Source organism: Campylobacter troglodytis, assembly GCF_006864425.1.
In the GTDB taxonomy this organism is placed as follows: Bacteria; Campylobacterota; Campylobacteria; order Campylobacterales; family Campylobacteraceae; genus Campylobacter_D; species Campylobacter_D troglodytis.
The window spans coordinates 13294-39277 of record NZ_QHLI01000001.1 but is presented as its reverse complement, the minus strand read 5'-3'; the positions used below and the strand labels follow the sequence as shown (position 1 = coordinate 39277).

Below are 25984 nucleotides of genomic sequence, written 5' to 3'. Positions count from 1 at the left end.
AAATTCTTAGTGTTTTTAAAATTTTAACTTTTCATCAAAGGGAGCTAAATGGCAGCAGAGGATCAAGAAAAAACCGAAGAAGCCACGAGTAAAAAAATAGCAGATGCAAGAAGGGATGGCAATGTGCCTAAGTCCCAAGATGCCTCTGCTGTGCTTACTCTCATAGTAGCCTTTGTTGTGGTGCTTTTTATGATAGGCTTTTTGTCAGAAAGAATCATAAATTTATATCGCTATTATCAAGGGCTAATAGGCGTTGAGCTTGATCTTAAAATCCTACAAGCTATCACCATAAAAACAGTTACAGAGGTTTTAATTATGCTTTTGCCTATAGTTTTAAGCATTATGATAGCAGGTATCTTGGGAAATTTAATGCAATTTGGCTTTATCTTTACCACAAAGCCCATCACCCCAGATCTTAATAAGATTAATTTCATCAAGGGCTTAAAAAATCTTTTTTCAATGAAAAAGGCCATAGAGGCTGTGAAAATAGTGCTGAAGGTGGGGGTTGTTTTTAGCATAGCCTTTGTGTTTTTATTAAGCTTTATGAGAGAGCTTCCAAAGGTGGAGCTTTTTGCCATAGCAGATCAGTTAGCCTGGTTTAAAGAAAAGGCCATCATCCTTGCTGCTGTGGTTATCATAGCCTTTCTTGGCATTGGGCTACTTGATCTTTTGCTGGTTCGCTTTCAGTATTTTAAGTCCTTGAGAATGAGCAAACAAGAAGTAAAGGATGAATATAAGCAAATGGAAGGAGATCCTCAGGTTAAGGGGAGAATTCGCCGCTTACAAATGGAAGCAGCAAGAAGAAGGATGGTTCAAGACGTAGCAGGTGCTGACGTGGTAATTACCAACCCAACCCACTACGCCATAGCCTTGCGTTATGATAATACCAAGGAAGCTGCCCCTAAGGTTTTGGCAAAGGGGGTGGATTTTTTAGCCCTAAAAATCAAGGAATTAGCCTATGAAAATAGCGTCTTGGTTTATGAAAATCCAAGCCTAGCAAGAGAGCTTTATAAAAGTTGCGAGGTGGGTGAGCTTATACCAAAGGAGCTTTTTAAGGCTGTGGCTGAGGTATTAAGCTTTGTTTATACCTCAAACAAGAAAAAATTTGCAAGTCGTTTGAGATAGCTTAAATTTAAGATTAAATCAACTGTGAATTTTTGCGCGTAGCTTTTTTCTAAATTTAAAGCAAAGTGTTTTTTTAAGTTACTGTTTATGAAAAATAGATTCAATTAAGCTTAAATCAATTTTAAGCTAATGTATGTGAAACAACAAGGCTTAATTTGTGAATTTAGCAGATCTAAGTTAGGGTAATTTTGAAGTATGTTTCTACCTAATGCATCTTCTTTTTCAAAAAGCTCTTAATTTAAATTCAAATAAAATTGCTGAATTTTGTCAAATGCCTCGTGTTTGCGGAAATATAATTTTGCGTCAAATTCATATTTTAATCCTTAAATAATGTGAAAAATCAGCAAAACGAAGCTTGTTTAAAAAACTAGCAAGGATAAATTTGTTTAGAAAACTAAAGATGAGTTTGAAATTAAGGAAAGTTTTTTTTCCTTGAATTTAAACTGTGTAACACAAGGGACAAAAAATTGTGAGCTAAGAGTGTGCGTTGAGCTAATCGCAAAATGTCTGTGTTTTGCTCGTGTTACTTGTCCCTTTGCGAGAAGGAATGTTGTAGTGAAACTGTTGCGTTTGAACGCAGATTGTAAAGTATTGTTTGACGGCTGAGTTACTGTGGATTATATGAAAATTTGAAAAGCTTGGCAAAACTGAGATTTATAGGAGTGTTTCAAAGCCTATGAAGTATTAGTGGATTTTTTGCAACGCTAGGCTTGCAACTTCGTAAAGCAAAGAGCAAAGGCACAAGATCTTGTAAAACATAGTGAAAACTAGTTTGCAAAGAAAACAAGCACATAAACGAAATTGTGAACTTTTTTGCTTCGTGTTACACACTCGCAACTGTGTAGTAGAAGTTTGCGAAGTTTCGTTTAGTCAAATTTAATGTCTAACAATTTTATCCATTACTTAAAGGAAATAAAATGAATGTGAAAAATTTAGGACAAAATTCTCATCAAAATTTACTAAAATTGATAAGCCAAAATCCTATTAAAGTATCTTGAGCCATTTATTAAAATTGATAAGAGAAAATCTTGTTAAGTTTAATTAAGCCTAAAATTAATAAAAAATCCCAGCATCTTAAACCAAGCTTAATTAAAGCTAAAATTTTATTAAGACTAGGTTTTTTAAAACAAGATTTATCTTAGACAAAATGCCATCTTTGTCATTTGATAAGAAACTAGGCATTTTAGCAACAACATTTCACAAATTAAAATTATAAAAATTCAAGCTTTTGCTTGAATTTTTTAAGCCTCTTTTACACGAGGCTTAAAATGACAAATATATGCTTTTTTGCAAAAAGGCTAAATTTCAAGCCATCAAGTATAAGTGAGCTTAAAATTTATAAACGCTAAGATAATCATTTTTGGGGCTAGCTATTCTACATTGCCCTCAAATTGATTTAAATTCTCTAAGACCGATCTTTGAGTTTGCTGATCTGTGGTTTCTATCTTGTAAAAAATTTCAGCCCTATTGTTTCTAAGTGAGTTTGCATCGTTATTTTCTAAGGGCGAGTTTAAACCATAGCTTTTTATGCTGATATTTTTAACGCTCACACCCCCACTTATGAAATAATCAGCCACGCTCTTAGCCCTATCATAGCCTAGATTAAAGCTATTTGAGGCTGTGTCGCTATTATCTGTATAGCCTCTTATTTCAATTTGCACTGTGCTAGGAAGCCTTAATGAAAACTCGACCATGTATTTTAAAAAATCTTGCACATCGCTTGATTTGATCTCAGCACTTCCTCTGTCAAATTCAACCCTAGCAGGAAGCTGCAAGGCTACTTGATTTTCGCTTTGATCTAGGGCTTGTTTTAGCTTTTGGATGGTTTGTTGTTGGGAGGCTGTGAGGCTTTTTAAGGCTTCAAGTTCCTCTTGTTCTTGAGGATTTCTGGAGGCTCCTTTGAAACGTTGCTGATTGGCACTATCTTCTTGTACTGTTTGACTTGGGGTAAAATCAAAAATTTTAATGAACTCTGTTTTTAGGGCTTCTGTTTTGGAAGGATTACTCTCACTTATCGCCCAAAGTGCGATAAAAAGCGCAAGTAATAAGGACAAAAAGTCAGCATATGGAACAGCCCATTTCTCACCCGCTGGACACTCAGGACATTTATGTTTAGCCATCTTAGCTCCTTTTTATAAGTTTAACTTCAAACTTTTTATAAATTCAACTTCAAAAATGACAAAAGCAAAGTGAGAATTCACGCTTTGCTTGAATTTAGCTTGTTGCTACGCAAAACATCAACTCAAAGAATTATTAGTGCATCGAAGCAAACCCCTCCGCAAGGGAATGCAGAATACAAATGACTGACAACGAATTACGTAAATTCAAGCTTTGCTTGAATTTGTATTGCCAAACCGACTTTGCCCTTTCATAATGATGACCCACCCAATGGGTTGTAAGCCTTGCAAAGTAAAACCCTTCGCAAGGGAGGGACTTTCAAACATTAGCTACGAATTTTGCGAAAAAATTAAAAGCAAACGCTTAAAATAAAGCGAAAATTTACGCTTTGCTTGAATTTTTTGTTAAAAAAATATTAAAGTGCATACAAAACACAGACTACGAAAAATAAAAAATAGATTTTAATTTTACACGAATTTACTTTGCAAAAAAAGCTCTTATTTTGTTTTCACTATTCCATAATCCGAACGGATTAACTACCTTGTGAATTTAAATTCAAGCAAGCTTACCCACCCCCAAACCATCTTTGCAAGGGAGTGCAGAATATGGACTACTGACAACGAATTGCGAAAATTCAAGCTTTGCGTGAATTTGTATCTTGCTTCGTGCTACGCTTTTGCTAAGACATTTTTGCTAGGCAAAACCGCTACATTCTAGCTGCAACGCCGACTTTGTCCTTTCATAATGACGACCCATCCACATAAGTTCTCCGAAAGGTAGGAACCTTGTCTGCAGTTTTAACTTGCAAGGGATTTTGCCTCACTTACAAGTGGCGATTTTATCACACTTTTTGAAGTATCACCGCATACTTCACAAGATAGCTTTTTTAATTAAAAATTCATAAAAAACTCAACACTACAAACGCCAAAACAAAAGCAAAAATTCACATCTTGCTTGAATTTTTTATAAAAAAGATCTAAAAAATTACAAAGCTCAACATAAAAACATTTAAAATAAAGCATTTCTACGCACGAAGTATTTTTGAAAGTGCTTTTGTGGGACATAGATAAGATATACTAGTCTATCAAGTTTCGCAAAAGCACTTTATCGCAAAATTGCGAGAAATGCCAAAATCAAAACAAATTCAAGCCCAAAAAATATCTAAAATTCAAAAAACTCCACAAGGCAATTTTAAACATCAATTTTTATTTATCAAACTGAGAAATCTTCACAGCCCCATGAGGCAAGAAATTAAAAAGCTTAGCCTCTAAGTCCCTAGGATTAGCCCCCTCAGCTATGCTCTTTATGCCCTCTGTTATAACCCTTTGTTCTTTTACAAGCTCCATTCCATTTGCTTTCATCTTATTGCCCCAGGGTGCAAAAAGGGCATAACAACCAAAAATCCCAGTAACCGTCGCAGTAAAAGCACCTGCTATACCAAGTGCCATTTCTTGCGGATTATCAAGCTTTTGAAGTGCTAGCATAAGCCCCATCACCGCTCCAACAAGCCCCATCGTAGGGCAGGTCTCGCCAAAGCGAAGCCAATACTCAGCCGCCTCCTTATAATGCTCTTCAAGCTCCTCTGTTTGAATTTCCATAGAATCTTTAATCTCATCAAAGCTTTTTCCATCAACTAGCATCATCAAGGCACTTTTCAAAAACTCATTTTCTATCTCACCTGTCTTTCCTTCCAAAGCCAAAAGCCCATCTCTTCTTGCTATGGTTGAAAAATCCACAAGCTGAGCTATTAGTTCAGGCAAATTCACCTTTGCTCCTGTAAAGGCTATTTTAAGCTCTTTGAAGGCTGCTTTTACCGCACTTTTGTGGGTTGCTGTCATAGCACAAAAGCCAGCAGTTGGAATCACAATGAGCAAGGAGCTAACATGTATAACATGCAAGGGGTTTCCACCCTCCATAATGTCCCCCACAGAGATACTTGCAGTTGCTAAGATCATTCCCAGTATGGTCGTTAAATCCATTTTTACTCCTTGTTTTATTTAAATTCAAGCTCAATTTGCTTTAAAATTTCATAAAAAGCCTTATTTTAACTTGGCTAAATTCTTGGCTATGCTTGAGCTTGTTTTTAAATTTAGCCTTAATTTTACCACATTTTCCATACAATCTTGTGAATTTTTTGCAAAATTTTCTATCATTTCATCTTTAACCTCAAAGATCAGCTCATCGTGAATTTGCAAGATCAGCCTTTTGTTTTCATCTAAGAGTGGCGAAATTTCAAGCATAGCAAGTTTTATCACATCAGCAGCTGAGCCTTGTAAGATAGAATTCACACTTTCTCTCTCATAAGAAGCCTTGATCATAGCACTTGCATTTTCAAAGTCAAAATACCTCTTTCGCCCTAAGAGCGTTTCAACAAAGCCATTTTTATATGCCTCGTTTTTAACCCTTTCAAAATACTGCTTTATGCTTGTAAAATTGCTAAAATACTTCTCTATATAAGACTTTGCAAGGCTTGGTTCTATTTTTAAATTTGCACTTAAAGATTTAAAGCCCATTCCATAAATTAGCCCAAAATTTATGCTTTTAGCTATACTTCTTGTCTCGTAATTACTTTCCCCAAAGATCATCACAGCAGTTCTTGCGTGTATGTCAGCCCCCTCTGCAAAGGCTTGCAAGAGCTTTTCATCCTCGCTAAAATGTGCAAGCATTCTAAGCTCAATTTGTGAGTAATCAAGGCTTAAAAAGCTAAAGCCCTCCTGGGCTACAAAGCAAGATTTATAATCTTTGGCATATTGTCCGTGAGCTGGGATATTTTGTAAATTTGGATCCTTACTTGCCAGTCTTCCAGTTGCCGTCCCTGTTTGTATAAAATTTGAGTAAATGCGTGAGTTTTCATCCTTTTTAGCTAGTTTTAAAAGAGGCTCACAGTAGGTTGAATAAAGCTTGGCAAGTTCTCTATAATCAAGAAGTTTTGGCACCACAGGGTGCTTGTCAATTAGCTCATTTAGCACCCTTTCATCAGTGGATAAAAGCTCACTCTTGCCTTTTTTACCACTTGGTAAGCCTAATTTTACAAACAAAATATCGCCTACTTGTTTGGGAGAATTTATATTAAATTTTTCATCCACAAGGGCATAAATTTCATCGCTAAGCGTTCTTATATCCTTTGAAAAGTGTCCCATAAGCTCATTTAAACGCACTGTATCAAGCTTGATGCCATTTTTTTCCATATCCATAATGATCTTTATGAAAGGAAATTCAAGCTTACTGGCTAGTTCTAAAAGTGGCTTTTCAAGCTCTTTGACAAAATAAAGATAAAATCTTAAAGTTATGTAAGCATCCTCTGCTGCATATTTTGTGGCATTTTCAAGGGGTACGGCTGCGAAATTTGCACCCTTTGGCACAACTTGCTCAAATTTTATGCATTCATAATCAAAAAGCCTTTTTGCTAAATTATCCATATTTACGCGCTTGCTAGGGTTTAAAAGCCAGGCTAAAATCATAGTGTCAGCAAAGTTTGCAGGTATTTGCAGTCCAAAATTATTCTGCACGATTTTAAAATCAAATTTAAGATTATGCCCCACCACAAAGCCCTTGAAAATAAGCTCTATAGCCCTTTTTGCCGCCTCTTTTGAAAGCTGTTTGCCTACACCTATGTAGCTGTGTGCAATTGGGGCATAATAAGCTTCTTCTTCATTTAAGGCAAAGGAAAAGCCTACTATATCAGCATTTGCTTCAAGTCCTGTGGTCTCTGTGTCAAAGGCTATGATCTTATTCTCATCAAGTCCTTGCAAGAGAGTGAAAAGCTCGTTTTCATCGCTGATTAACCTTGCCTTAAAGCCTAAAATTTTATCCTTGTTTTTAGGCTTTACTTTGTTTAAAAGCGTCTTTAACTCGTAATCTTGCAAAAGATCAAGCACCTTTAAAAGAGGCTCCTCATCTTTAAATTCAGCCCCTTCAAGCAAACTTGACACCTCAAGCGTGTCATATAGGTTTATTAATTTTTGGCTTAAAAAGGCATTTTCCCTGCCTTGGGCTAGTAGATTTTTTGTTCTTTCATTGCGAATTAAAAGCAAATTCTCATAAATGCCCTCCAAGCTTTCATATTCATCTAGCAGGGTTTTAGCCCCCTTTGCTCCAATGCCTTTCACACCTGGTATGTTATCTGCACTATCTCCACAAAGTGCTAAAAAGTCTTTTATTTGAGAGGGCTTAACCCCGTGTTTTTCTATGCAAGCTGCTTCGTTGTAATCTTTTTTAGAAATGGGGCTATAAATGCTAACCTTGCCATCTTTTATTAGCTGATAAAGATCCTTATCGTGAGTTACAATGCGGACAAAGATCTCCTTGTTTTTGCAAAAATTAACCACAGAGGCTATGATGTCATCTGCCTCGTAGCCTTCCTTTGAATAGGAACAAAGTCCCATTTTGTTGATCGCATTTATACATACAGGAATTTGCTCTAAAAGCTCATCTGGTGGGGTTTGTCGGTTGCTTTTGTAGTTTGGATCAATTTGAGATCGAAAGGTCTTGCCCTTGCTATCAAGGGCAAATATCAAATAATCGCTTTTAAGCTCTTTTTTTAGGGAGTAAACGAAGTTTAAAAAGCCACTTACCATAGAACTAGGCTTACCAGAACTAGTCTTTAAGCTCTTTACCCCATAAAAAAGTTTGAAAAAAAAGCCGAAGGTATCGATGATGGTTAGGGTTTTCACTGTATCTTCTTTGCCTTAAAATAAAGAGATATTATAGCAAAAAATTTGCATATTTTTAGCTTAGAGGCTGAATTTTTGCTATAATGTGCCTTTTAATTTATACCAATCAGGAGGTCTAAAATGGCTTTGGATTCGGCTAAAAAGGCTGCTATAGTTGCGAAATTCGCTAGGAAAGAAGGAGATACAGGCTCAGCTGAGGTGCAAATTGCCCTACTTAGTGCTAGGATAAGCGATCTTACAGAACATCTTAAAATTTACAGCAAGGATTTTTCATCAAGGCTTGGACTTTTAAAGCTTGTAGGGCAAAGAAAGAGGCTTTTAGCCTATCTTAAAAGAAGAGATTATAACCGCTACGCTAAGCTTGTAAGTGAGCTTAAAATAAGAGATAAAAGTTAAATTTTCAAGCTTTTAGAGAGGCTAAATTTAAGCTGAATTTAAAGGCTTTCTTCTTAAAAAGCCTTATAAATTCACTTTGTTTGGCTTTTGCAAAACTTGTGTTTTGCTTGTTGGCAAGGTATTAAAGCTTAAAATAAACGCACTTGCTAAATAGATCTTAAATTCAAAAGAACTTTTGCTTTTTAAAGAAGGCTTGTTTCATAAAGACTTTTCTTTTTTCAAAGAAACCTTGCTTTGATAAGAAACTTCGTTTTGCAAAGAAATTATATTTAGGATGCTTTGTTTGAGGCTTAACAAGACATAGCTTAAGAAACTAGCCTTGAATTTAAGCTTGAATTCAGTCTTTGAATTAAAGCCTAAATTCAGTCAAATTTATGCCCAGCTTTAAAAGATGGCGTTGCTTTGTCATTGCAAAGCTCTATTTTGGGAAAGCAACTTTAAAAATTCAAGTTGCGATAAAGAAACTTTAAAATTTTAAGCAAAAGCGTGAATTTTTAACTGTGCTTTTAGCTTGTTAGCCTTTCTTGCGAAAATGCCTAGCTTTTTGTAATGACAAATTTTATCTAAGATCGACACTTTTTTAAAAAGCACCTTATGCCTTTAAATTCAGCCTTTTGGGAGGAAAAATGGAAGTTTTACTTACACAGCTACCATATGCCTTAATAGGCATAGTAGCAGGGCTTAGCTCAGGGCTTTTTGGCATAGGAGGGGGTATGATTATAGTCCCCTTTGCCCTCATACTTGGAGAAAGCTCACATCATGCCATAGCCATAAGCGTTATTCAAATGATCTTTTCCTCTGTTTTTGGCTCTTATCTTAACTACAAAAAGAAGACCCTAAATGTCAAAGAGGGGCTTTTTGTGGGCTTTGGTGGGCTTGTGGGGGCTAGTTTTAGTGGGGTGATTGTAAGTTTGTTTTCAGATCTTACCCTAACTGCTGTGTTTTTATGTGTTAGCATTATCTTCTTTCTTAAATACTTCTTTGGCAAAAAAAATGTAGCAGTGCAAAAACAAGTGAGCGTGTTTTTCACAAGGCTGGTTTTAGTCTGCTCTGGTCTTGTGATGGGCGTTTTTGCCATATCCTTGGGCATAGGAGGTGGGGTGCAAATCGCTATGATCTTGGGCTTTTTCTTGGGCTATGATAGCAAACAAGTTACTAGAATATCCCTTTTTTATGTGCTTTTTGCAAGCGTGGCTGGAAGCTTATCTTTTTGGCGTGAGGGGGTTTTAGATGAGACTGTATTTCAATATGGCATAACCGTTGGACTTGGCTCTCTTATAGGGGTTTATTTGGGAATTAAGATCCTAGAAAGGATGAAGCTTAGCTTTCACCGAGTGGCTATGCTTAGTATCTATGCACTTTCTATTTTAATGACTAGCTTTGGCTTACTTCGCAAGATGGGCATTGTGAATTTTTAGTTTAAGGCTACAATTCGCTAGATTTATGGGTATTTGCAAGTTAGTGCTTAAACTTGCAACAAAAAAGGCAAAAAATTCACAGAACTTACAAATAAAAAGCTAAAATTCAAAGTCGTGTAATTAGTAAAATTCACGCAAATGACAAATTTTAATAAGAAAGGACAAAGAATGACACTACAAAGAAAGCTAGAAATAGCAAATTTTCGCAATCTTGGCATAGGCAAGGTGGAAAATTTAGAACTTAACGCAGATGCCACAAAGGGCGATTTAATCATCCTTGTAGGCGAGAACAATTCAGGCAAGAGCAATGTTTTAGGTGCTTTGCAAGCCTTTGGGGATAAAAGCATAAGCGAAGATGATAAGCCAAATTTTATTGATGAGGATAAAGAGCCTAGTTTAAGGCTAGTACATAGCTCTAAAAAGCTTATAGATAGCTATTTTAGACAGCTTGATGAGAGCTTTAAGGACAAGGTTTTTAATATAGTTTTTAGCGAAAATTCTCTAGAAACAGTGGCAAAAAAAGAAAAAATGTCAACTGAGGAGTACATAACACAGTTAAAGAACTTGCTTAAAAGCTCTTCTGTGCTTTGCTTGTTTGATTTAGACAAAGACAAGGAAAATCCAAGAGAGGAAATTCGCCTTATCTTAAAGGATAAAAATTTAATGCTTCTTTGCTCGGCTGAGTCTAATACTGGCAAAAGCATTAAATGCTTTCGCACTATGCCTTTTGGCAATTTAAGCGAGGTAAAAAACTATGACAAAGCCTTTGTCGCAAATTGCCACTTTACTATCAACTCCAATAACTCAAAAACTCTTGGTAATGGTGTGAATTTAATAAGCTTCTTAAAGGATGATTTTAAAAAATCAAAAATTCCTATAAATCCTCTTTATGAGGAGTTAGATACTAGCATAATAGACAAAAAAGCCTCTATTAAAGCCTTGCAAGACAAGATCTCTTATATGAAAGTATTTGTAAATGATAGCAAGTTTGGCAAAAAGGCTTTAAATCAACTAAACGAGTTAGAAAAGCTTAGCGAAGATTTTTTACCGGCTTCTTTGCAAGAAACTACTCAAGGCACTATCTATTTGCAAGAAACTACCACTTTGCAAGGTGCTACCCCCCCCCCCCCAACGAGTCTGAATTAGAAAGCAAAGCTAGCTCTAATGAGGAATTTATCTCTAAAATTAAACAGTGGTATAAAGACTTAAAAGCGATATTTTTTAATCTTGCTTGGATTAGGGATTCTTATTACAAAGATAGGTATCGAACAAAGGATAATATAAACTTGCTTGATGAGGAATTTGAGTATTTTGCAAACTTTGATTTGGGTAAAAAGCAAGATAAATTTAATGCTGTATATAAGGAATGGCAAACATTAAGAAAGGATATTTTAAATAGACATTCTTATTTAAGCGAAGATCACTTAGCAGATCTTAAAGCATATCACAATAGATTAGCACAAATCTTCTTTGCCAAGGGCGAAGCAGATCGCCTTATACGCTACGAGCTTGAAAACAAATTTGGCATAAAACCTTGTCCGAAAGTGATTGTTTATGATGAAAAAGAGCTTAAAGATGATGATTTATACATAGAGCCTAAAAATTTGGATGAGTCAGGCTTTTTTAACAGTCTTTTTGAGGTTTTAGCAGATGATGGAAAGTGTAGAGAAATGATAAAAAAACACTATGATAGCCAAAAATTCTTTCAAAGACGAGAGCTTATAAAAAACATAAATCAGCGATTAAAAAGCACGGTTACAAAATGTTTTAACGAGCTTTATTATGGCACGGATAAAGATGAAATTTACAGCTTTGAGCTTGGTTTAGAGGACAATAAACTTGAATTTTATCTTCTTAAAAACGAAAAATCCCAAAAACTCTCTCAGCAGTCCGTGGGCTTTAGGTGGTTTTTTAACTTTTTCTTTAATTTTTTACACACTCAAAGCTTAGAAAAAGGCGATCTGGTGCTTATAGATGAGCTTGGGGCTACTCTTAGTGTGCCTACACAAAGACATTTGCGTGAATTTTTGAAAGAATTTGCCAAAACAAGTGGTATATCTTTCATCATAAGCACGCACTCGCCCTTTCTTGCAGATATGGACTTTTTGGATGAGCTTCGAATCATTAGGCAAAAGGGGGATGGCAGTAGTGAAATTATAAACTACTTTTTTTCAGCAGATGATAATGTCGATGCTCTAAAAGAGATTAAACAAGCCTTTGGGGTGCAGCATTTGTGGGAGGCAAAACAGTTTGTCTTTGTGGAGGGGATAACGGATTATAATTACCTTACGAAATTTAAGCAACTTTTTGAGAAAGAAAAGGGAGAAAGGCTAAATTTTGCCTTTTTGCCTGTAAATGGGCTTGGTAAATTTGAAGAGGGCAAAGAAAGCCTTACTGACAAGCAAAAACTACTCATAGAAGAGCTGCCCAAAATCGCTAAGGCAAACAAAGATAAGGCTATTTTATTAGTGGATAATGACAAGGCAGGACGGGCTCTAAGAGACTATGTCAAAAATAGTAAGGATTTAGCTGTCATTACGGTTGATTTTGATAAAAATGCCACAAACAAGCTTGAAATAGAAGATTTATTTTCTCAAAAAGATTACGAGGTCTTAGAAGGGCTAGACTTGGGGAAAAACACAGATCGTAAAAGTTTTTTGTCAAGTCAAAACTATAAAAATAATTACACCCCAGATGATAAAAGCAAAGAAAACTTTTTTAAGCTTTTAAAATACCTTAATGACTTTGTTGAAAAAAATGAGGCTTGAATTTAACTTGCTTTATTTGAAGGCTTATATTTTTACAGTTTTTAAATGGCTAAAAAAGGGGGTATTTAAGCCTCCTTTCAAGTTTCTTGCCTTCGTACTACATTTAATCTATTTTTGTTTTAAAAAAGCTTGAATTTACTTTTAAGGGCTTTGTGTTTATAAACAAGCTTGAATTTTTATAATCTTTTTTTACAAAGTTTAACTGTTTTAAAGACCTGTTTAAATTCACAAAGCAAGAACTTAACATAAACCCACAGTCAAAATTTTAAATACACAAGAACCCAAGCTACAAGTACTTTAAAAACAGTTAAAAAATTTAAGCAAAAAAGTGCTATAATCAAAGTTTGATTAAATTCATAAAGGACAAGGCTTTGAACGAAAGCATTAAGATTATCGGTGCAAGGGAAAACAACCTCAAAAACATAAATCTACAAATCCCCAAAAATCAGCTTGTCGTTTTCACAGGGCTTTCAGGGTCTGGCAAAAGCACACTTGCCTTTTCTACTCTTTATGCAGAAGGACAGCGCCGCTACATAGAAAGTCTCAGTGCTTACGCAAGGCAGTTTTTAGACAAGGTTGGCAAGCCAGATGTTGATAAAATCGAGGGCTTAACCCCTGCTATTGCGATTGATCAAAAGACAACTAGCAAAAATCCTCGCTCCACAGTTGGAACCATCACTGAAATTTATGATTATCTCAGGCTTTTGTATGCAAGGGTGGGCATTCAGCACTGCCACAAGTGCGCCAAGGTGGTATCTAGTATGAGTGCAAGCGACATAGTAAATGAGATTTTAAAGCTTCCCTTGGGGGCTAAAATCATCATCTTTGCCCCCCTTGTGCGTGAGAAAAAGGGAACTTTCACCGACTTATTAGAAAGCTTGCTTGCAAAGGGCTATGTGAGGGCGCAAATTGATGGGGTTATGGTGCGGCTTGATGAGGAAATTGAGCTAGGAAAGAGTAAAAAGCACACTATAAAGCTAGTCATTGATAGGCTTGAGATTAAGGAGGACTTGTTAAACCGTTTGGCAAGTGATGTTGAAAAAGGGCTTGTTGAGAGCTTTGGCGAGCTTGAGGTTGAGGTGCTAAATGCTGAGGAGCTAGGCATTTCAAAGCATTTTCATTATAGCGAGCATAATGCTTGTTTTGACTGTAAGATCTCTTTTTTGCCCCTTGAGCCTTTGAGCTTTTCTTTTAACTCCCCAAAGGGTGCTTGTGAGAATTGCGATGGGCTTGGCATTCGCTTTTCTCTTGATATGAAGAGGCTCATTGATGAGAATTTAAGCATTGAAAACGGGGCGATTAAGACTATGTATGGCTTTAACAAGAGCTATTATTACAAGTTTTTGTGTGCATTTTGTGAGCAAAATTACATAGACATAAAAAAGCCCTTTTGCGAGCTAAATGAGAGCGAACAAAGGATAATCCTTTATGGCAACTCAAAAGAGATTGACTTTTTTTGGAAAAGACACCGCCTTAAAAGGCATTTTGAGGGGGTTGTGAAGTTTTCTTATGATATGCTTAAAGATGAAAAGGACTTGGAAAATTTTATGACAGAGCTTGTTTGCAAGGACTGCGGGGGATTTCGCCTAGGTCCTCAAAGCCTTGCTGTAAGAGTGGCGAATAAGGGCATAGGGGAGATTTTGCAAATGAGCATTGAGGACTGCGTGAATTTTTTCTCAAATTCAAGCAATTTTGAGTATCTCACAAAGCAGCAAAAGCTCATCGCAGCGCCCATTTTAAAAGAAATTAACGAGAGGCTTTACTTTCTTTTTGATGTGGGACTTGGCTATTTATCTTTGGGACGAGATGCACGCACCATTAGCGGAGGCGAGGCTCAAAGAATTCGCATAGCCTCTCAAATAGGAAGCGGTTTAAGCGGAGTAATGTATGTTTTAGATGAGCCTAGCATTGGTCTTCACGAAAGAGACACCCAAAAGCTCATTAAAACCTTAAGGAATTTGCAAGCCAAAGGCAACACCCTCATCGTTGTCGAACACGACAAAAAGACCATACAAGAGGCTGATTTCATAGTCGATATTGGTCCAAAGGCTGGTAAATTTGGAGGCGAGGTGGTTTTTGCAGGAAGCTATGAAAAGCTCATTCAAGGTGGTAGCCAAACCGCACTTTATCTCACTCATAAAAAAAGCATAAATCACCGAAAAGACCGTCCGCAAAGCGAGTGGCTAAGCCTAAAAAATGTCCATATCAATAACATTGTGAATTTAAACGCCAAATTTCCCCTGCGAAATCTAGTAGCCATCACAGGCGTGTCAGGCTCTGGCAAAAGCTCTCTTATCTTGCAAACGCTCTTGCCCTTTGCCCAAGAGGAATTAAACAGGGCTAAGAAGATTAAAAAGCTAAAGGGTGTGCAAATTGAGGGCTTAGAGCAGCTTGATAAGGTGATTTACCTAGATCAAAGCCCAATAGGGCGAACCCCTCGCTCAAATCCAGCCACCTACACAGGTGCTATGGATGAGATTCGCAATCTTTTTGCTGCGACAAAAGAGGCGAAGATGCTAGGCTACAAGGCAGGGCGTTTTAGCTTTAATGTCAAGGGTGGGCGCTGTGAGAAGTGTCAAGGGGATGGCGAGATTAAGATAGAAATGCACTTTTTGCCCGATGTAATGGTGGTTTGCGATGCTTGCAAGGGCAAACGCTACAACGAAGCCACGCTTAAGGTAAGCTACAAAAACAAAAACATAGCCGATGTTTTGGCTATGAGCATAGAGGAGGCAAATGAGTTTTTTATGAGCGTGCCTAAAATTCATCAAAAGCTTGATACGCTTGTGAAGGTGGGGCTTGATTATCTTACCTTGGGGCAAAATGCCACCACTTTAAGTGGGGGCGAGGCTCAGCGCATAAAGCTAGCAAAAGAGCTAAGCCGCACAGACACAGGAAAGACTTTGTATATACTCGATGAGCCAACCACAGGGCTTCATTTTGAGGATGTAAATAAACTCATACTCGTGCTTCAACATTTGGTGGAGCTTGGAAATTCAGTCTTTGTAATCGAGCATAATTTAGATGTGATTAAAAACGCTGATTATATCATAGATATGGGACCAGAAGGAGGCGTAAAGGGCGGGAAAATCATCGCTTGTGGGAGTGTTGAAAAGATAGCTAAAACGCACAAAAAGACAGGCTCATATACGGGGTATTATTTGAGTTTGGAGGATTGAGGGTAAAATTTAAGTGATATTTTTTGTTTGTTTTAGTTAATTTTTAAAAAGTATTGATCTTAGATAAAATGTCTTATCTTAAAGCCTTAAAAATAATTTCTTGCTGGTGTTTAATAAAAGATAATTTTCAATGAATGAAGCTAGGAATTTTTGCAAGAAAATGCAAGAAATTAAAGGTATTTTCTAAAATTCACACAAGGGCTTGAATTTTTTTAGTTTCTTTTCAGTGCTTGAAACGACAAAATAATATCTTTTTGAATAAGAATTCAAAACTGTTTATTTGAGTTGCTTTTTTAAAAAGTGTTGATCTTTGTTTGTCCTAGAACTCAGTTTTTTAAAAAGATATTTTTAAAGAGAGTTTGTTTTTAAATGAGTTTAGCTTTATTTGAGAAAACTGTCTTTTTAAAGAAACTTCGCTTTACAAAGAAACTAGGCTTTAAGATCTTGTTTATGATAAGATAAATAAAAAATGAGAACTTTTATAAAAGATTTTTTAAATTTAACAGTTTTTAACACTAATCCTTGCTAAAATTAAAAGAAAGGAAGAGGCAATGAGACATTTAATCACCACTAAGGATCTAAGCAATGCCGAGATCCTAGGGCTTTTTAAGGACACAGAGGAGTTTTTGGATGAAAGACCTAGAAGCTTATTGAAGGGAAAAACCGTTACTACGATCTTCTTTGAAAACTCCACCCGCACACTCTCAAGCTTTGAAACAGCAGCGCAAAGGCTTGATGCTAAGGTTTTGCGTCTTGATGTTTCTAGAAGCTCGTCCAGTAAGGGCGAAACCCTTTATGACACAGCTGCAAATTTAGATGCTATGGGACCAAGTGCCATTGTGATGAGGCATTCCAAAAGTGGGGTCCCCTTTAAGCTTGCTAGGTATGTTAATTGCCCTGTTTTAAACGGAGGGGATGGCAAACATGCTCATCCCACACAAGCCTTGCTTGATCTTTTTACCATTCGTAAGCATTTTAAGGGTGATATAGAGGGAAAAACGCTTATTATAGTTGGGGATATTAAAAATTCAAGGGTTGCTGCTTCAAACATAAAGCTTTTAACTCGCTTTGGCATAAGGGTGATCTTGGTTGCACCTCCTCATTTTATGCCAACTGTGAATTTGCCAAAGTGTTATAATTTAGACGAGGGCATAGAACAAGCTGAGATCATAATGAGCCTTCGTACTCAAACAGAAAGGCATGAAACGCAAATGTATGGGTCTTTGAAGGATTATGCTAGTGATTTTTGTATCACAAAGGAGAGGATTAAGGACAAAAAGGTGATTATCTTGCATCCAGGACCTGTGCATCGCAACATAGACATTAGCGATGAGGTCTTAGCCGATGAGAGATCCTTGGTGTTAAAACAGGTAAAAAACGGAGTGGCAATAAGAATGGCAGCCTTAAAAAAGCTAATCTTAGAAAATGACTAGCTTGAATTCTAAGTTTTGCGAATTTTAGCTAGTCTTAGTTTTAAATTTAATCAACAAGTTTTTAAAAATACTAAAACAAGAAGCTTTAAATTTAATGTCCTTGTTTTGCTAAACACAAAAATTTTAAAGAATTTTAAGCTTGAATTTTCAAAAGAGCTTCTATGTTTAATATTTGTTTAAGTTGAAAATGATATTTTGTGAATTTTTGCACCTTTTGGGTTTTTGAATTTAAACTTGTGAATTTATAGTTAAACTGTCGTTTTAAGCTAATTTTAAAAAGGTTTAAATTTAAAAATTAAGCTAAATTTATCTAAGATTAAGTAGGGCTAAAATGAGGCTTCAAAAAAAGTCTTTATAAAACAAAAAATCCTTGACAAGCTATTTAAAATGATTTAAATTCAAGCACTTGTTTCAAAAAAGGTTGAGAGTTTGCAAGATAAATTAAATATAAATAAGCCCCCTCACATCCCCATTATGTTAAATGAAATTTTAAGTGCTTTTAAGGGGCTAAAAGAAGGTGTGATCATAGATGCTACTGTGGGCTTTGGGGGACATAGCGAGGCACTTTTAAATGCAAATGAGAAGATCAAGCTTATAGCTTGCGATCAAGATCTAGAAGCTCTTAGCTTTGCTAGACAAAGACTTGCTAAATTCAAGGATAGAGTGCAGTTTCATCACTGTAATTTTTCAAGGCTTTTACAAGGCATTGATACAAGAGAAGTTAAGGGAATTTTGGCTGATTTGGGTGTATCTTCTTGGCAGCTTGATAGCGACAAAAGGGGCTTTAGCGTGAATTCTAGCACTTTGGATATGAGAATGAATGCTAAAAGTGAAACAAGTGCCTTTGAGCTTGTAAATTATGCCCCTCAAAGTGAGCTTGAGGGTATATTAAAGGACTTTGGTGAGCTTAAAGAGGCTAAAAATTTGGCTTTTAAAATTTGTCAGACTCGCAAAGGAGGGCAAATTCAAAGTGGCAAGGATCTAGCTAGTATCATTGGTTTTGACAAGCTAAGCGGACGCAGCGTTTCAAAGGCTGTTTTAGTATTTCAAGCTCTTAGAATAGCTGTAAATGACGAGCTTAATGCCTTGCAAAGCCTCTTAACTAGCATAAAAAATGCTAGGCTAAGTGGGTGTGTTTTAGCCATCATTTGTTTTCACTCGCTTGAGGATAGGCTTGTGAAAAATGCCTTTAAAGAATGGGCTAAAAGCTGTATTTGCCCTAAGTTTGCCCTGCGTTGTACTTGTCAAAATAATCATAATTTAGGTAAAATACTCACAAAAAAGCCACTTAGACCAAGTGAGGCTGAATTAATCATAAATTCTAGATCAAGTAGCGCAAAACTTAGACTTTTTTGCTTTAATGAGGTTTGAAAAGATGGATGATGAGTTTTTGAGGGAAAAAGAAGATATCCGCAAAAAGATGCTTAAATACTCAAGACAGATCAAAGAAGGAAGAGCTGTCCTCATAGATACCCCAAAAGAGCCTAAAAATGATCTTTTAAAAGAAAGATTGACAAGGAGCAAAAAAACCTTATTTAACGAACTTCATATTGAGGAGCTTGAAGCACCAAGTAAGGAGCCTAAGGAGTTTAAAAAGGAAAAAAGCATCTATCTTAAAGAAGATCTAATAAATGTAAAATTAGAAGAAAGAAGATCATTAAGCTCTAAAATTATAGCAAAATTCAAAAAAAAAGCTCCCAAAGAAAGAGAGCTAGAAAAAGCAAAAAGCCTTGCAAAAGGCTTTGATAGCTTACCAAAAAAGCAAGACAACAAAGAAGAAGGCTTAATGCAAACAAGAAGCTTTGAGCCCAAAAAAGAAGTTTTAACAAAAATAAATTTAAAAAAAGAAGAAAGATTAAACATTTCAATCACCCCTCAACAACAAGTGCTAAAAGAAGTGCAAAAGCCTCTTGATAATACCAGCTTAAAGGCTAAGGAAAGCTTGCTTGATACTTACAGCGAGGCTATGAATGAGGAGAGGAATTTTAATTTCAATCAGCTCTTATTTGCCATCTTACTTATAGGCTTTGCCATTGTGATCTTTGTGCCACAAATTTATATAAGAAATAATATCTACTATCTAAGTAGAGAAATAGCCACTCTAAGAAGTCAAGAAAGCGTTTTGAGCGAGGAAAACAAGGAGTTAAAAAAGGCACTTGAAAATATGAGATTTCAAAATCAGATCTTAGATTATTTAGAATGAGTTATGATCTGCTCTAAGACATAGTTTTTTAAGGCATTGCGTGGGATTTCTTTTTTGATTGCTTCCTTGTAAATTTCAGCTAGGATCTTTGAGTATTTTTCATAAGGAAAATGTGGAAAATGAAGCACCCAGGCCCTTTGAATAAGCCTTTTTGTCATAAGCTTTCTCGCATAAGCTCTAAATATATCAAAGCCTATAAAAACACAAGCAGTTACTAGCACAGCACTGATAATGCTTAGGTGAAAATCGATCAGGGTAAAAGAAGAATGCGTTATGAAAAGTAGGGGAAGCAAGATAAGAGAACAAAAAGCTGCGTAAAGCAAGTAGGCATTTAGGGTTTTAATTTTATAATTAAGCTTAGCCGTATCAACAAGCATGCCTTCATTAAAAAGTGCATTTGCTTCTAAAAGGTCTCTAAACAAAACAGGATAATCAGAGATCTTAAACAAAAGAGCTAAAAATCTTTTCTTGATCTTCATAAGAATGCCTTAAAAATTTGCCTAAATTATATCAAAAAATACCCATCTTAAGCCTAGTTTTTAGACAAAATTCCCAAATTTAGCTAAATTAAATGCTTATTTTAAAGGGTGCAAGGTGTTTTAATGGAAGGCTTAATTAAGCTTAATATGATCTTGGCTTATCAATTTTAATAAACTTTGATAGAGATTTTGTCCTAAATTTTTTTTCTTAATTTTATTGCTTTTAAGCGAAGAGCAAAATCTTCTTTATGCCACGAACTTTGGCAAGCATAAATTTAAAAAAAGCTTCTTTCACTACTCAGTTATAAGCCTTAGTGAGGTAGAAAGGCTTTCTATCTCATTTATGTGATTTACTGCCTTTGCAAACTTGAATTTGATCTGTTTTACTCTACGATGTGTCTTCTTGCAAATACACAAGTAAAGCAAAGTATCTCAAAAAAATTCAAAGATTTTTTTGTATAAGCTTATCCTAGTAACTCTTTGGGTTGCTTTTTTAGCAAAAGCTTAAAATGACAAGATTTAGCGCTAAATTTAATGCTTTTTTAGAAAAGAGCCTTTTCATTTTAAGCGAGTCTTTAATTTTGCTTAAAATTTTCTTAAAATTAACTTGAATTTTGGCTTTGAATTTGGGCTACAATTTTTTGCTTTTGAATTTAAATTAGAATTTATTTTGAGTTTAGCCTAAAAGAGTGATTAAATTTAGACTAAAATTTCGCTTTAAATTTTGTTTAAATTCAGCCAAATTCACCCCCCTTTTAAATGCTTTTTAAAACTCAGTTTTTAAAAGTCACTATGAAGCCTCATTTATTACCTCATAAGCTACATCTATGATTTCCTCTCTTTCAAAGCTAATGAGGGGTAGTTTTGGACGCTGCGAGATTATGGCTACTACTATGGGCTTTAAGATGCTATTTGCGTAAGGCAGCATTTCTTTGACTGTGAATTTTTTGCCAAAAAAGTCTGCATCATCTTGCACGGTTTTATTTACAATTTCAGCAAATTCACTTCCTTCTTCTTTGGATAGCTTAAATAACACACTTAGCTCTATCATATGCTCAAAAAATACCCTTTGTTTTTTGGCTAAATCATCTTCTATAAACTTATCCATAAGCTTTTTTATCATAGCCCCACCTCCCATTCCACCGATGATACCACCTGCTAAACCACCTATTATTGTCCCAACACCTGGTATAAATGAAAGTGCAGCAGCACCCGCTAAGGCTCCAGCCGCACCACCTGCTATGCCACCAGCATTGACGGCTATATTTTTCACGCATTGCATACCAGAGATTTGTCCTCTCATCATCTGCACAAGCTCTATGCTAGAAGTAACCGCCATAGTCGCAGCTGCTACTACTATAGTGCCACGAAGTGCGCTGTTTGCTGCACTATTAACCGCTCCTTTACCTGCACTTGATGCACCTTTGCCTACTTCGGCTAAGGCTCTACCCACTGCGTTGCCATTAAAATTAAAATTTATCACTTGTTGTAAAAATTTATTTAGGGCAGGGATTTTTTGAGCTTGAGCTCCTACCATAAATATAGCAAAGGCTTTGCCACCTGTTTTTATGCCTATGACAAGGGATTCTTTTAAGGCCTTTTTTATGTCCTTTTCTCTAAAATAACAAAGACTTGTGTTGATAACAAAGCTCACGCCAAAGGCTACACCAGCGACAACAGCTCCGTTTCTTGCATCAAATTTTAGACTTTCTTTTGTGCAAAATTTAGAGTAATTTTTTGCCTCTTGCAGAGTTACACTACCCTTTTTAATAAGGGCTTTTGCTTCTTTTGGATTGGTAACTCCGGGCACCTTGCCTTGCTTAATCTTTTCTTCCATAACCTTGAGCGCTTTTTCGTATTGTTCTTTTGGCACTTCAAGTTGCATAGGCTTGCCCTCTTTATTATAGTATCTATAATTTCCGCTGCCTTTATTATCAAAACCAGCACCTACACTTCTAGCAGCAGTTTTATAATATTTAGTTTGTATCTCAATGCCATCTACAAGCCTATCTGCACCGTTTAGGGCATTATCACCACCTACTATTTTGGCATTTTTGCCAGAGAATATATCATTTTCGTTATTCATAATTTCTGTGGCAAGTCCGTGTCCTGTATCTGCATTTTGCAAGGTAGCAAAATTTTTCGCCCATACCTCAAAAACGCCCAAGTTTGTCGCAGTTGTAGAAGTCGCATTTGAGAGCTTTTTACTCAATCTTTTTTTGTAAGCCTCATAGCTTTCATTCTTTAAAATCACAGGATTTAAATCCTCACTAATTTCTAAACAACGATTTTCCGTATCCTCGCATAAAGAAGAGCAAAACCACTCACCCTCAATGTCATTTTTGGTGCTTTTATCCTCCACCTTGCCACAAGATGAGCAAATCGCAAAATTATCTAAATTTATATTGTGGATAAAATACGCCCCATCATCAAAGCTGTATTTGCTGATCTTGCCACCCACCTTGATAAAATCTTCTAAATGCGTAGCTGGTAAAGATATAATCTTGCTTATCTCATTTGCCCCGTCTTTTAAAGACATTTTGGGGTCTTCTTTAAAAATAGCCTCGGTTTTTGTGATGAGCTTTTGCAAATGTTTTTGCTAGAAATAAAAATTATCTCCGTAAAGATTGACACTCACAAGCTCACCTTGATACTCAAAGCCTTCAATAACTTCTTGGGCAAAAGCCTTGAATTTTGCACGTTTGCCATAAATATCCAAATCATCATAAATCTTTTCTAAGCTAAAAAACTGCCCTTCCTTTGTGGCACTTACAAAGTCTTGTAATTTTTGATAAATTTTTTCCAAATCAAACAAATCGCCAATTAAGGCTATAATAAGTAGCCCAAACATAGGCATAAAATAGGTAAAAATCCCATCAGTTAGTGGATAAAAGAGTAAATTTATCCCACCAAGATAAGCAAAAACAAAGCTTAAAGCGTAAAAAATTCGCACATTGCGAATGAGCTTTTTTAATGCAAGGCTTTCATCAAGTATATAATTTTGAAGCTCTGCAAGAAAGCTACTAAGGCTCATTGCCCCTAGCATAACAAAAAAATAAATGCCAAGCAAAATGGGATAATAAAGCCCAGGTATTAAATCATAATACGCATAAATGATTAAGCCAAAGAAGGCACAAAGGGCGATTTTTGTTAGCTTTGGGATTTTGGATATAGCAAAATATGCTAGTGCAAAAACAATTAAGCCAGCAATAAAGAGCTTAAAAAAGGGAAATGAGACCGTTTGGTTGACAAGGGCTTGCCAAAATTCAACAATTTGCATAAGCTATCCTTTTGAGGTATTTTAAAATGCTTTGTGTAGTTTTTGAGTAATTTTTTATGAGTTTGATAAGTTTGGACTTAAAATTTGTATAGCCTGGCTTTGATGAGCTTATTTTAAATAGTGTTTGTGTGGTAAAGCTATTAAAATGTGTGTGTTGTGGGGGGGGGGGTTATGCTTAGAACAAAAATCAAATTATCATCAAGGCATTGTGGCTTGTTTTTAATAAGCCCTTCAAGCTCTCTGTGTCTTTGTTCTTTGTTTGGATTATAATGTTTTGCATTTTGCACCTTTTTTAACGCTTTGGCGTGAATTTTTTGCGTTTATGTTGCTTGCGTGAATTTAATCAATTTTTTAAAAACTAGGCAAAATTATAGTAATTTTTGTTAAATATGCTAAATTTCAACTAAAAATTGCTAAATTTATGTGTAAATTCAAAAAAGGAGCTAGTATGATGAAAGAATGCGATTTGGTTTTTTTAAATGGAGAGTTTTTACAAAAGAATGACGCTAATATTAGCATTTTTGACAGAGGCTTTATCTTTGGAGACGGTATTTATGAGGTCGTGCCTGTGATGAGTGGGGTTTTGGTTGATAAGAGCGAGTTTTGGCAAAGATTTAAGAGAAGTTTGAAGGCTATTGAGCTTGATCTGCCTTATGAAGAGGTTGAATTTGAGGGGATTTTAAATGAGCTGATTGCTAAAAATGACTTACAAGAGGGTGGGGTTTATATGCAAATTACAAGAGGGGTTGCTAGTAGGGACTTTGCCTTTGTTAAAGGCATTAAGCCAACTGTAATGGCCTTTGCTTATAGGGCAAAGATAGAGGATAATGAGTTTGCAAAAACTGGCATAGCTGTGGTGAGTGTGCCTGATCTTCGCTGGAAAAGAAGGGATATAAAGAGTATATCTTTGCTAGCACAGTGCTATGCCAAGCAAGTTGCGTTAAAGGCAGGAGCATATGAGGGCTTTATGGTGGAAAATGGCAAGGTTACAGAGGCTATAAGCTCCTCAGCTTTTATCATAAAAAACAAAAGCCTCATCACAAAGCCCTTTTCTAATGAGATCTTATGTGGAATTCGCCGCTTAAATATCTTAAAATTCGCACAAGAATGCGGACTTGATCTCAGCGAAAGAGCCTTTACTATGAGCGAGGTTTATGAGGCTGATGAGGTCTTTATAAGTGCTGCTAGTTTGCCTATTTTAGGCGTCATAAAGGCTGATGGCAAGATGATAGCAGATGGCAAAGTAGGCAAATTTACCACTCTTTTAAGGCAAAGATACTTGCAAAAGATGAAAGAAGAGGCTTCTTTGAAGGCTTAGTGATTTGCTGTTTGCGTGAATTTTCTTTTGTGCTAGCTTGTAAAAAATTTCTTTGTTATATTAATGGGCAAATGTTTTATGCATAAAAATGTTTTGCAAGGTCTTGTTTTGTGCCAAAAGGTGTTTTGGGATTTTTGAAAAAATCTTTGCTTGTAATTTGATTTTTAAGAAGAAGCTAAAAAAGTTATATTTTGTGAATTTAAGCTTACTGTGTGGATAGTTTGTGTAATGCTAGAACCTTATTGAAAGATTAAGCTTTATGCAAATACTTGCCAAAAAATGTCAATGAAATATTTTTAAGGATATGGAGTTTTAAGCCTTAGATGTGTGGCACGGTAAAATTTAAGCAATGAATGAAGCTTTAAGGCTTAATTTGCCACTTTTTTGCAAGGGTGGCAAAAAATTCAAAGATATGTTAAAATAGCCATAGAGAAAGGAAATAAAATGAACCCTAAATCAATAAAAGAGCCAATACTGCTTTACCTTAAAGAGCTAAAGCCAAAACTTTTAAAGGAGGGTATTACTGAAATAGGGCTTTTTGGCTCATTTGCCAAAGAGGAAGCGACTATATATAGTGATATAGATATTTTTGTGAAAAGCACTCACAAATTCTACGAAAAATATGAGGGATTAAAATACTATGGTTTTTTAGATGATTTAAGACAAGATATAGCCAAACGCTTTGATAAAGAAGTTGATTTGTGTGATATAACAGGCATAAAAGAGGATAAAAGGGCTGAATTTTTAAAAGGGGCAATTTATGCCTAATGAAAGAGCTTTACAGTGTTTAGAAAGAGCAGTAGAGAGAATAGAAAACATAGAAAAGCTATGCCAAAAAAGTGGTGGTGTAATGAAAGCTTTAAAAAATACACTTGAAACCCAACCTGCCATTATGATGCACTTATCCATTGTTAGTGAGCAGTTTGAAAAACTACGAAAGCGAAATGAAAATGCGATTTTGGAGCAAATTTCAGCAGAAAGCATTGACAATATCAAAAAAAGCCGAAACATTGCTTCACACGATTATGATAGCCTTATTTTTGAGGTTGTAGAACGAGTAATACATAAAGATTTATCAAACATAAAAGCTCAAATAAAGGCTATTTTAAGCCAAAACAAAACCAAAAATTCACAAGACGCATTAAAAAAAGAACTTAAATATTACGAAAAAAACAAAAACTCATTCTATGAGGACGCCAAAATAAAACAAGAAAAACTTATACTTAAAATTTACGATGAGTTAAAAAGCAAGGGCGAAGAAATTGATGAAAAAAGCCTTAAAATCATTAAAACCATCCAAAAAGAAGTCTTAAAATAAGTGATTTCATCACTATATAAGCCTTTGAAAGCTTTTGAATTTAAAACAAAGGCTCATAAGCAATTTTTCATTTTTTGTATGAGGCTTTTTAAAAAAGTATTCTTAGCCTTTTGTGGCAAAAAAGCGTAAAATTCATAGTTTTGCGTGAATTTTTGCAATTTTAATCTGCGGCATTTTCTTGCTAAAGCACTTATAATTCTTTACTTAGCTGAGAATGACCACACTTTGTCTAAAACAGTGCTTTTTGCAAAATGCATTTTGTGCATCTTTTATCTC

Annotated in this window: 20 protein-coding genes; 13 read left to right on the top strand and 7 right to left on the bottom strand. The window is 35.6% G+C overall.

What is annotated here, in order from left to right:
- Window positions 1-48: 48 nt before the first annotated feature.
- Window positions 49-1125 (top strand): flagellar biosynthesis protein FlhB, encoded by a 1077-nt coding sequence (gene flhB, locus DMC01_RS00175; RefSeq protein WP_142692296.1) that lies wholly within the window; start codon window positions 49-51, stop codon window positions 1123-1125.
- Window positions 1126-2495: 1370 nt separating this feature from the next.
- On the opposite strand, the gene motB is transcribed toward flhB, so the two are convergent.
- The gene (gene motB / locus DMC01_RS00170; protein WP_142692295.1) at window positions 2496-3245 is read right to left on the bottom strand and encodes a flagellar motor protein MotB; all 750 of its coding nucleotides are present in this window, start codon (window positions 3243-3245) and stop codon (window positions 2496-2498) included.
- Between the two features lie 541 nt (window positions 3246-3786).
- Between motB and DMC01_RS12920 the strand changes: the two genes are divergently transcribed.
- Entirely contained in the window at window positions 3787-3960 is a 174-nt protein-coding gene (locus DMC01_RS12920) for a hypothetical protein (protein WP_185908521.1), read from the top strand.
- A gap of 488 nt (window positions 3961-4448) precedes the next feature.
- On the opposite strand, the gene motA is transcribed toward DMC01_RS12920, so the two are convergent.
- Complete coding sequence (gene motA, locus DMC01_RS00165) at window positions 4449-5222, bottom strand: flagellar motor stator protein MotA (protein ID WP_142692294.1); 774 nt, start codon at window positions 5220-5222, stop codon at window positions 4449-4451.
- Between the two features lie 60 nt (window positions 5223-5282).
- Window positions 5283-7916 (bottom strand): DNA polymerase I, encoded by a 2634-nt coding sequence (gene polA / locus DMC01_RS00160; protein ID WP_142692293.1) that lies wholly within the window; start codon window positions 7914-7916, stop codon window positions 5283-5285.
- A gap of 120 nt (window positions 7917-8036) precedes the next feature.
- Here polA and rpsO point away from each other — a divergent pair, with 120 nt between their 5' ends.
- From rpsO to DMC01_RS00120, 8 genes are all read left to right on the top strand, one after another.
- On the top strand, window positions 8037-8312 hold the full coding sequence (rpsO, locus tag DMC01_RS00155; protein ID WP_142692292.1) for a 30S ribosomal protein S15: 276 nt from the start codon (window positions 8037-8039) through the stop codon (window positions 8310-8312).
- 626 nt (window positions 8313-8938) lie between these two features.
- Window positions 8939-9730, top strand: a complete 792-nt coding sequence (locus DMC01_RS00150) for a sulfite exporter TauE/SafE family protein (RefSeq protein ID WP_142692291.1) — start codon at window positions 8939-8941, stop codon at window positions 9728-9730.
- Between the two features lie 168 nt (window positions 9731-9898).
- Window positions 9899-10876 carry an OLD family protein gene (locus tag DMC01_RS00145; protein ID WP_142692290.1) on the top strand — a complete coding sequence of 326 codons (978 nt, stop codon included), beginning with the start codon at window positions 9899-9901 and terminating at the stop codon, window positions 10874-10876.
- A 140-nt stretch (window positions 10877-11016) separates the two neighbouring features.
- Entirely contained in the window at window positions 11017-12498 is a 1482-nt protein-coding gene (locus DMC01_RS00140) for an ATP-dependent nuclease (RefSeq protein ID WP_142692289.1), read from the top strand.
- 371 nt (window positions 12499-12869) lie between these two features.
- Window positions 12870-15677, top strand: coding sequence for an excinuclease ABC subunit UvrA (uvrA, locus tag DMC01_RS00135; RefSeq protein ID WP_142692288.1), 2808 nt, complete (start codon window positions 12870-12872; stop codon window positions 15675-15677).
- A 551-nt stretch (window positions 15678-16228) separates the two neighbouring features.
- Window positions 16229-17110, top strand: a complete 882-nt coding sequence (locus tag DMC01_RS00130) for an aspartate carbamoyltransferase catalytic subunit (protein WP_142692287.1) — start codon at window positions 16229-16231, stop codon at window positions 17108-17110.
- A gap of 429 nt (window positions 17111-17539) precedes the next feature.
- Window positions 17540-18481 (top strand): 16S rRNA (cytosine(1402)-N(4))-methyltransferase RsmH, encoded by a 942-nt coding sequence (gene rsmH, locus DMC01_RS00125; protein ID WP_282432201.1) that lies wholly within the window; start codon window positions 17540-17542, stop codon window positions 18479-18481.
- A 4-nt stretch (window positions 18482-18485) separates the two neighbouring features.
- Entirely contained in the window at window positions 18486-19313 is an 828-nt protein-coding gene (locus DMC01_RS00120) for a hypothetical protein (protein ID WP_142692286.1), read from the top strand.
- Here the strand turns inward: DMC01_RS00120 and DMC01_RS00115 are convergent.
- From DMC01_RS00115 to DMC01_RS12915, 4 genes are all read right to left on the bottom strand, one after another.
- Entirely contained in the window at window positions 19301-19792 is a 492-nt protein-coding gene (locus DMC01_RS00115) for a hypothetical protein (RefSeq protein WP_142692285.1), read from the bottom strand. The genes DMC01_RS00120 and DMC01_RS00115 overlap by 13 nt on opposite strands.
- Before the next feature lie 790 nt (window positions 19793-20582).
- A complete protein-coding gene (locus DMC01_RS00110) occupies window positions 20583-22382 on the bottom strand; it encodes a hypothetical protein (protein WP_142692284.1) in 1800 nt (599 codons plus the stop codon).
- A 9-nt stretch (window positions 22383-22391) separates the two neighbouring features.
- Window positions 22392-23072, bottom strand: coding sequence for a hypothetical protein (locus DMC01_RS00105; protein ID WP_142692283.1), 681 nt, complete (start codon window positions 23070-23072; stop codon window positions 22392-22394).
- A gap of 140 nt (window positions 23073-23212) precedes the next feature.
- Window positions 23213-23359: a hypothetical protein gene (locus tag DMC01_RS12915; RefSeq protein ID WP_185908519.1), complete on the bottom strand. Its 147-nt coding sequence runs from the start codon at window positions 23357-23359 to the stop codon at window positions 23213-23215.
- A 161-nt stretch (window positions 23360-23520) separates the two neighbouring features.
- Between DMC01_RS12915 and DMC01_RS00100 the strand changes: the two genes are divergently transcribed.
- The 3 genes from DMC01_RS00100 (at window position 23521) to DMC01_RS00090 (ending at window position 25708) form a co-directional block, all read left to right on the top strand.
- On the top strand, window positions 23521-24390 hold the full coding sequence (locus tag DMC01_RS00100; RefSeq protein ID WP_142692282.1) for an aminotransferase class IV: 870 nt from the start codon (window positions 23521-23523) through the stop codon (window positions 24388-24390).
- Between the two features lie 444 nt (window positions 24391-24834).
- Complete coding sequence (locus tag DMC01_RS00095) at window positions 24835-25158, top strand: nucleotidyltransferase family protein (RefSeq protein WP_142692281.1); 324 nt, start codon at window positions 24835-24837, stop codon at window positions 25156-25158.
- On the top strand, window positions 25151-25708 hold the full coding sequence (locus DMC01_RS00090) for a HepT-like ribonuclease domain-containing protein (protein WP_142692280.1): 558 nt from the start codon (window positions 25151-25153) through the stop codon (window positions 25706-25708). The genes DMC01_RS00095 and DMC01_RS00090 overlap by 8 nt, the downstream gene beginning before the upstream one ends.
- Window positions 25709-25984 lie beyond the last annotated feature (276 nt).

Excerpts from the sequence above, each read along its gene's own strand:
- flhB (WP_142692296.1), top strand. The coding sequence starts at position 49 with ATGGCAGCAGAGGATCAAGAAAAAACCGAAGAAGCCACGAGTAAAAAA.
- motB (WP_142692295.1), bottom strand. The coding sequence starts at position 3,245 with ATGGCTAAACATAAATGTCCTGAGTGTCCAGCGGGTGAGAAATGGGCT.
- motA (WP_142692294.1), bottom strand. The coding sequence starts at position 5,222 with ATGGATTTAACGACCATACTGGGAATGATCTTAGCAACTGCAAGTATC.
- rpsO (WP_142692292.1), top strand. The coding sequence starts at position 8,037 with ATGGCTTTGGATTCGGCTAAAAAGGCTGCTATAGTTGCGAAATTCGCT.
- DMC01_RS00150 (WP_142692291.1), top strand. The coding sequence starts at position 8,939 with ATGGAAGTTTTACTTACACAGCTACCATATGCCTTAATAGGCATAGTA.
- DMC01_RS00145 (WP_142692290.1), top strand. The coding sequence starts at position 9,899 with ATGACACTACAAAGAAAGCTAGAAATAGCAAATTTTCGCAATCTTGGC.
- DMC01_RS00130 (WP_142692287.1), top strand. The coding sequence starts at position 16,229 with ATGAGACATTTAATCACCACTAAGGATCTAAGCAATGCCGAGATCCTA.
- DMC01_RS00120 (WP_142692286.1), top strand. The coding sequence starts at position 18,486 with ATGGATGATGAGTTTTTGAGGGAAAAAGAAGATATCCGCAAAAAGATG.
- DMC01_RS00115 (WP_142692285.1), bottom strand. The coding sequence starts at position 19,792 with ATGAAGATCAAGAAAAGATTTTTAGCTCTTTTGTTTAAGATCTCTGAT.
- DMC01_RS00105 (WP_142692283.1), bottom strand. The coding sequence starts at position 23,072 with ATGCAAATTGTTGAATTTTGGCAAGCCCTTGTCAACCAAACGGTCTCA.
- DMC01_RS00100 (WP_142692282.1), top strand. The coding sequence starts at position 23,521 with ATGATGAAAGAATGCGATTTGGTTTTTTTAAATGGAGAGTTTTTACAA.
- DMC01_RS00095 (WP_142692281.1), top strand. The coding sequence starts at position 24,835 with ATGAACCCTAAATCAATAAAAGAGCCAATACTGCTTTACCTTAAAGAG.
- DMC01_RS00090 (WP_142692280.1), top strand. The coding sequence starts at position 25,151 with ATGCCTAATGAAAGAGCTTTACAGTGTTTAGAAAGAGCAGTAGAGAGA.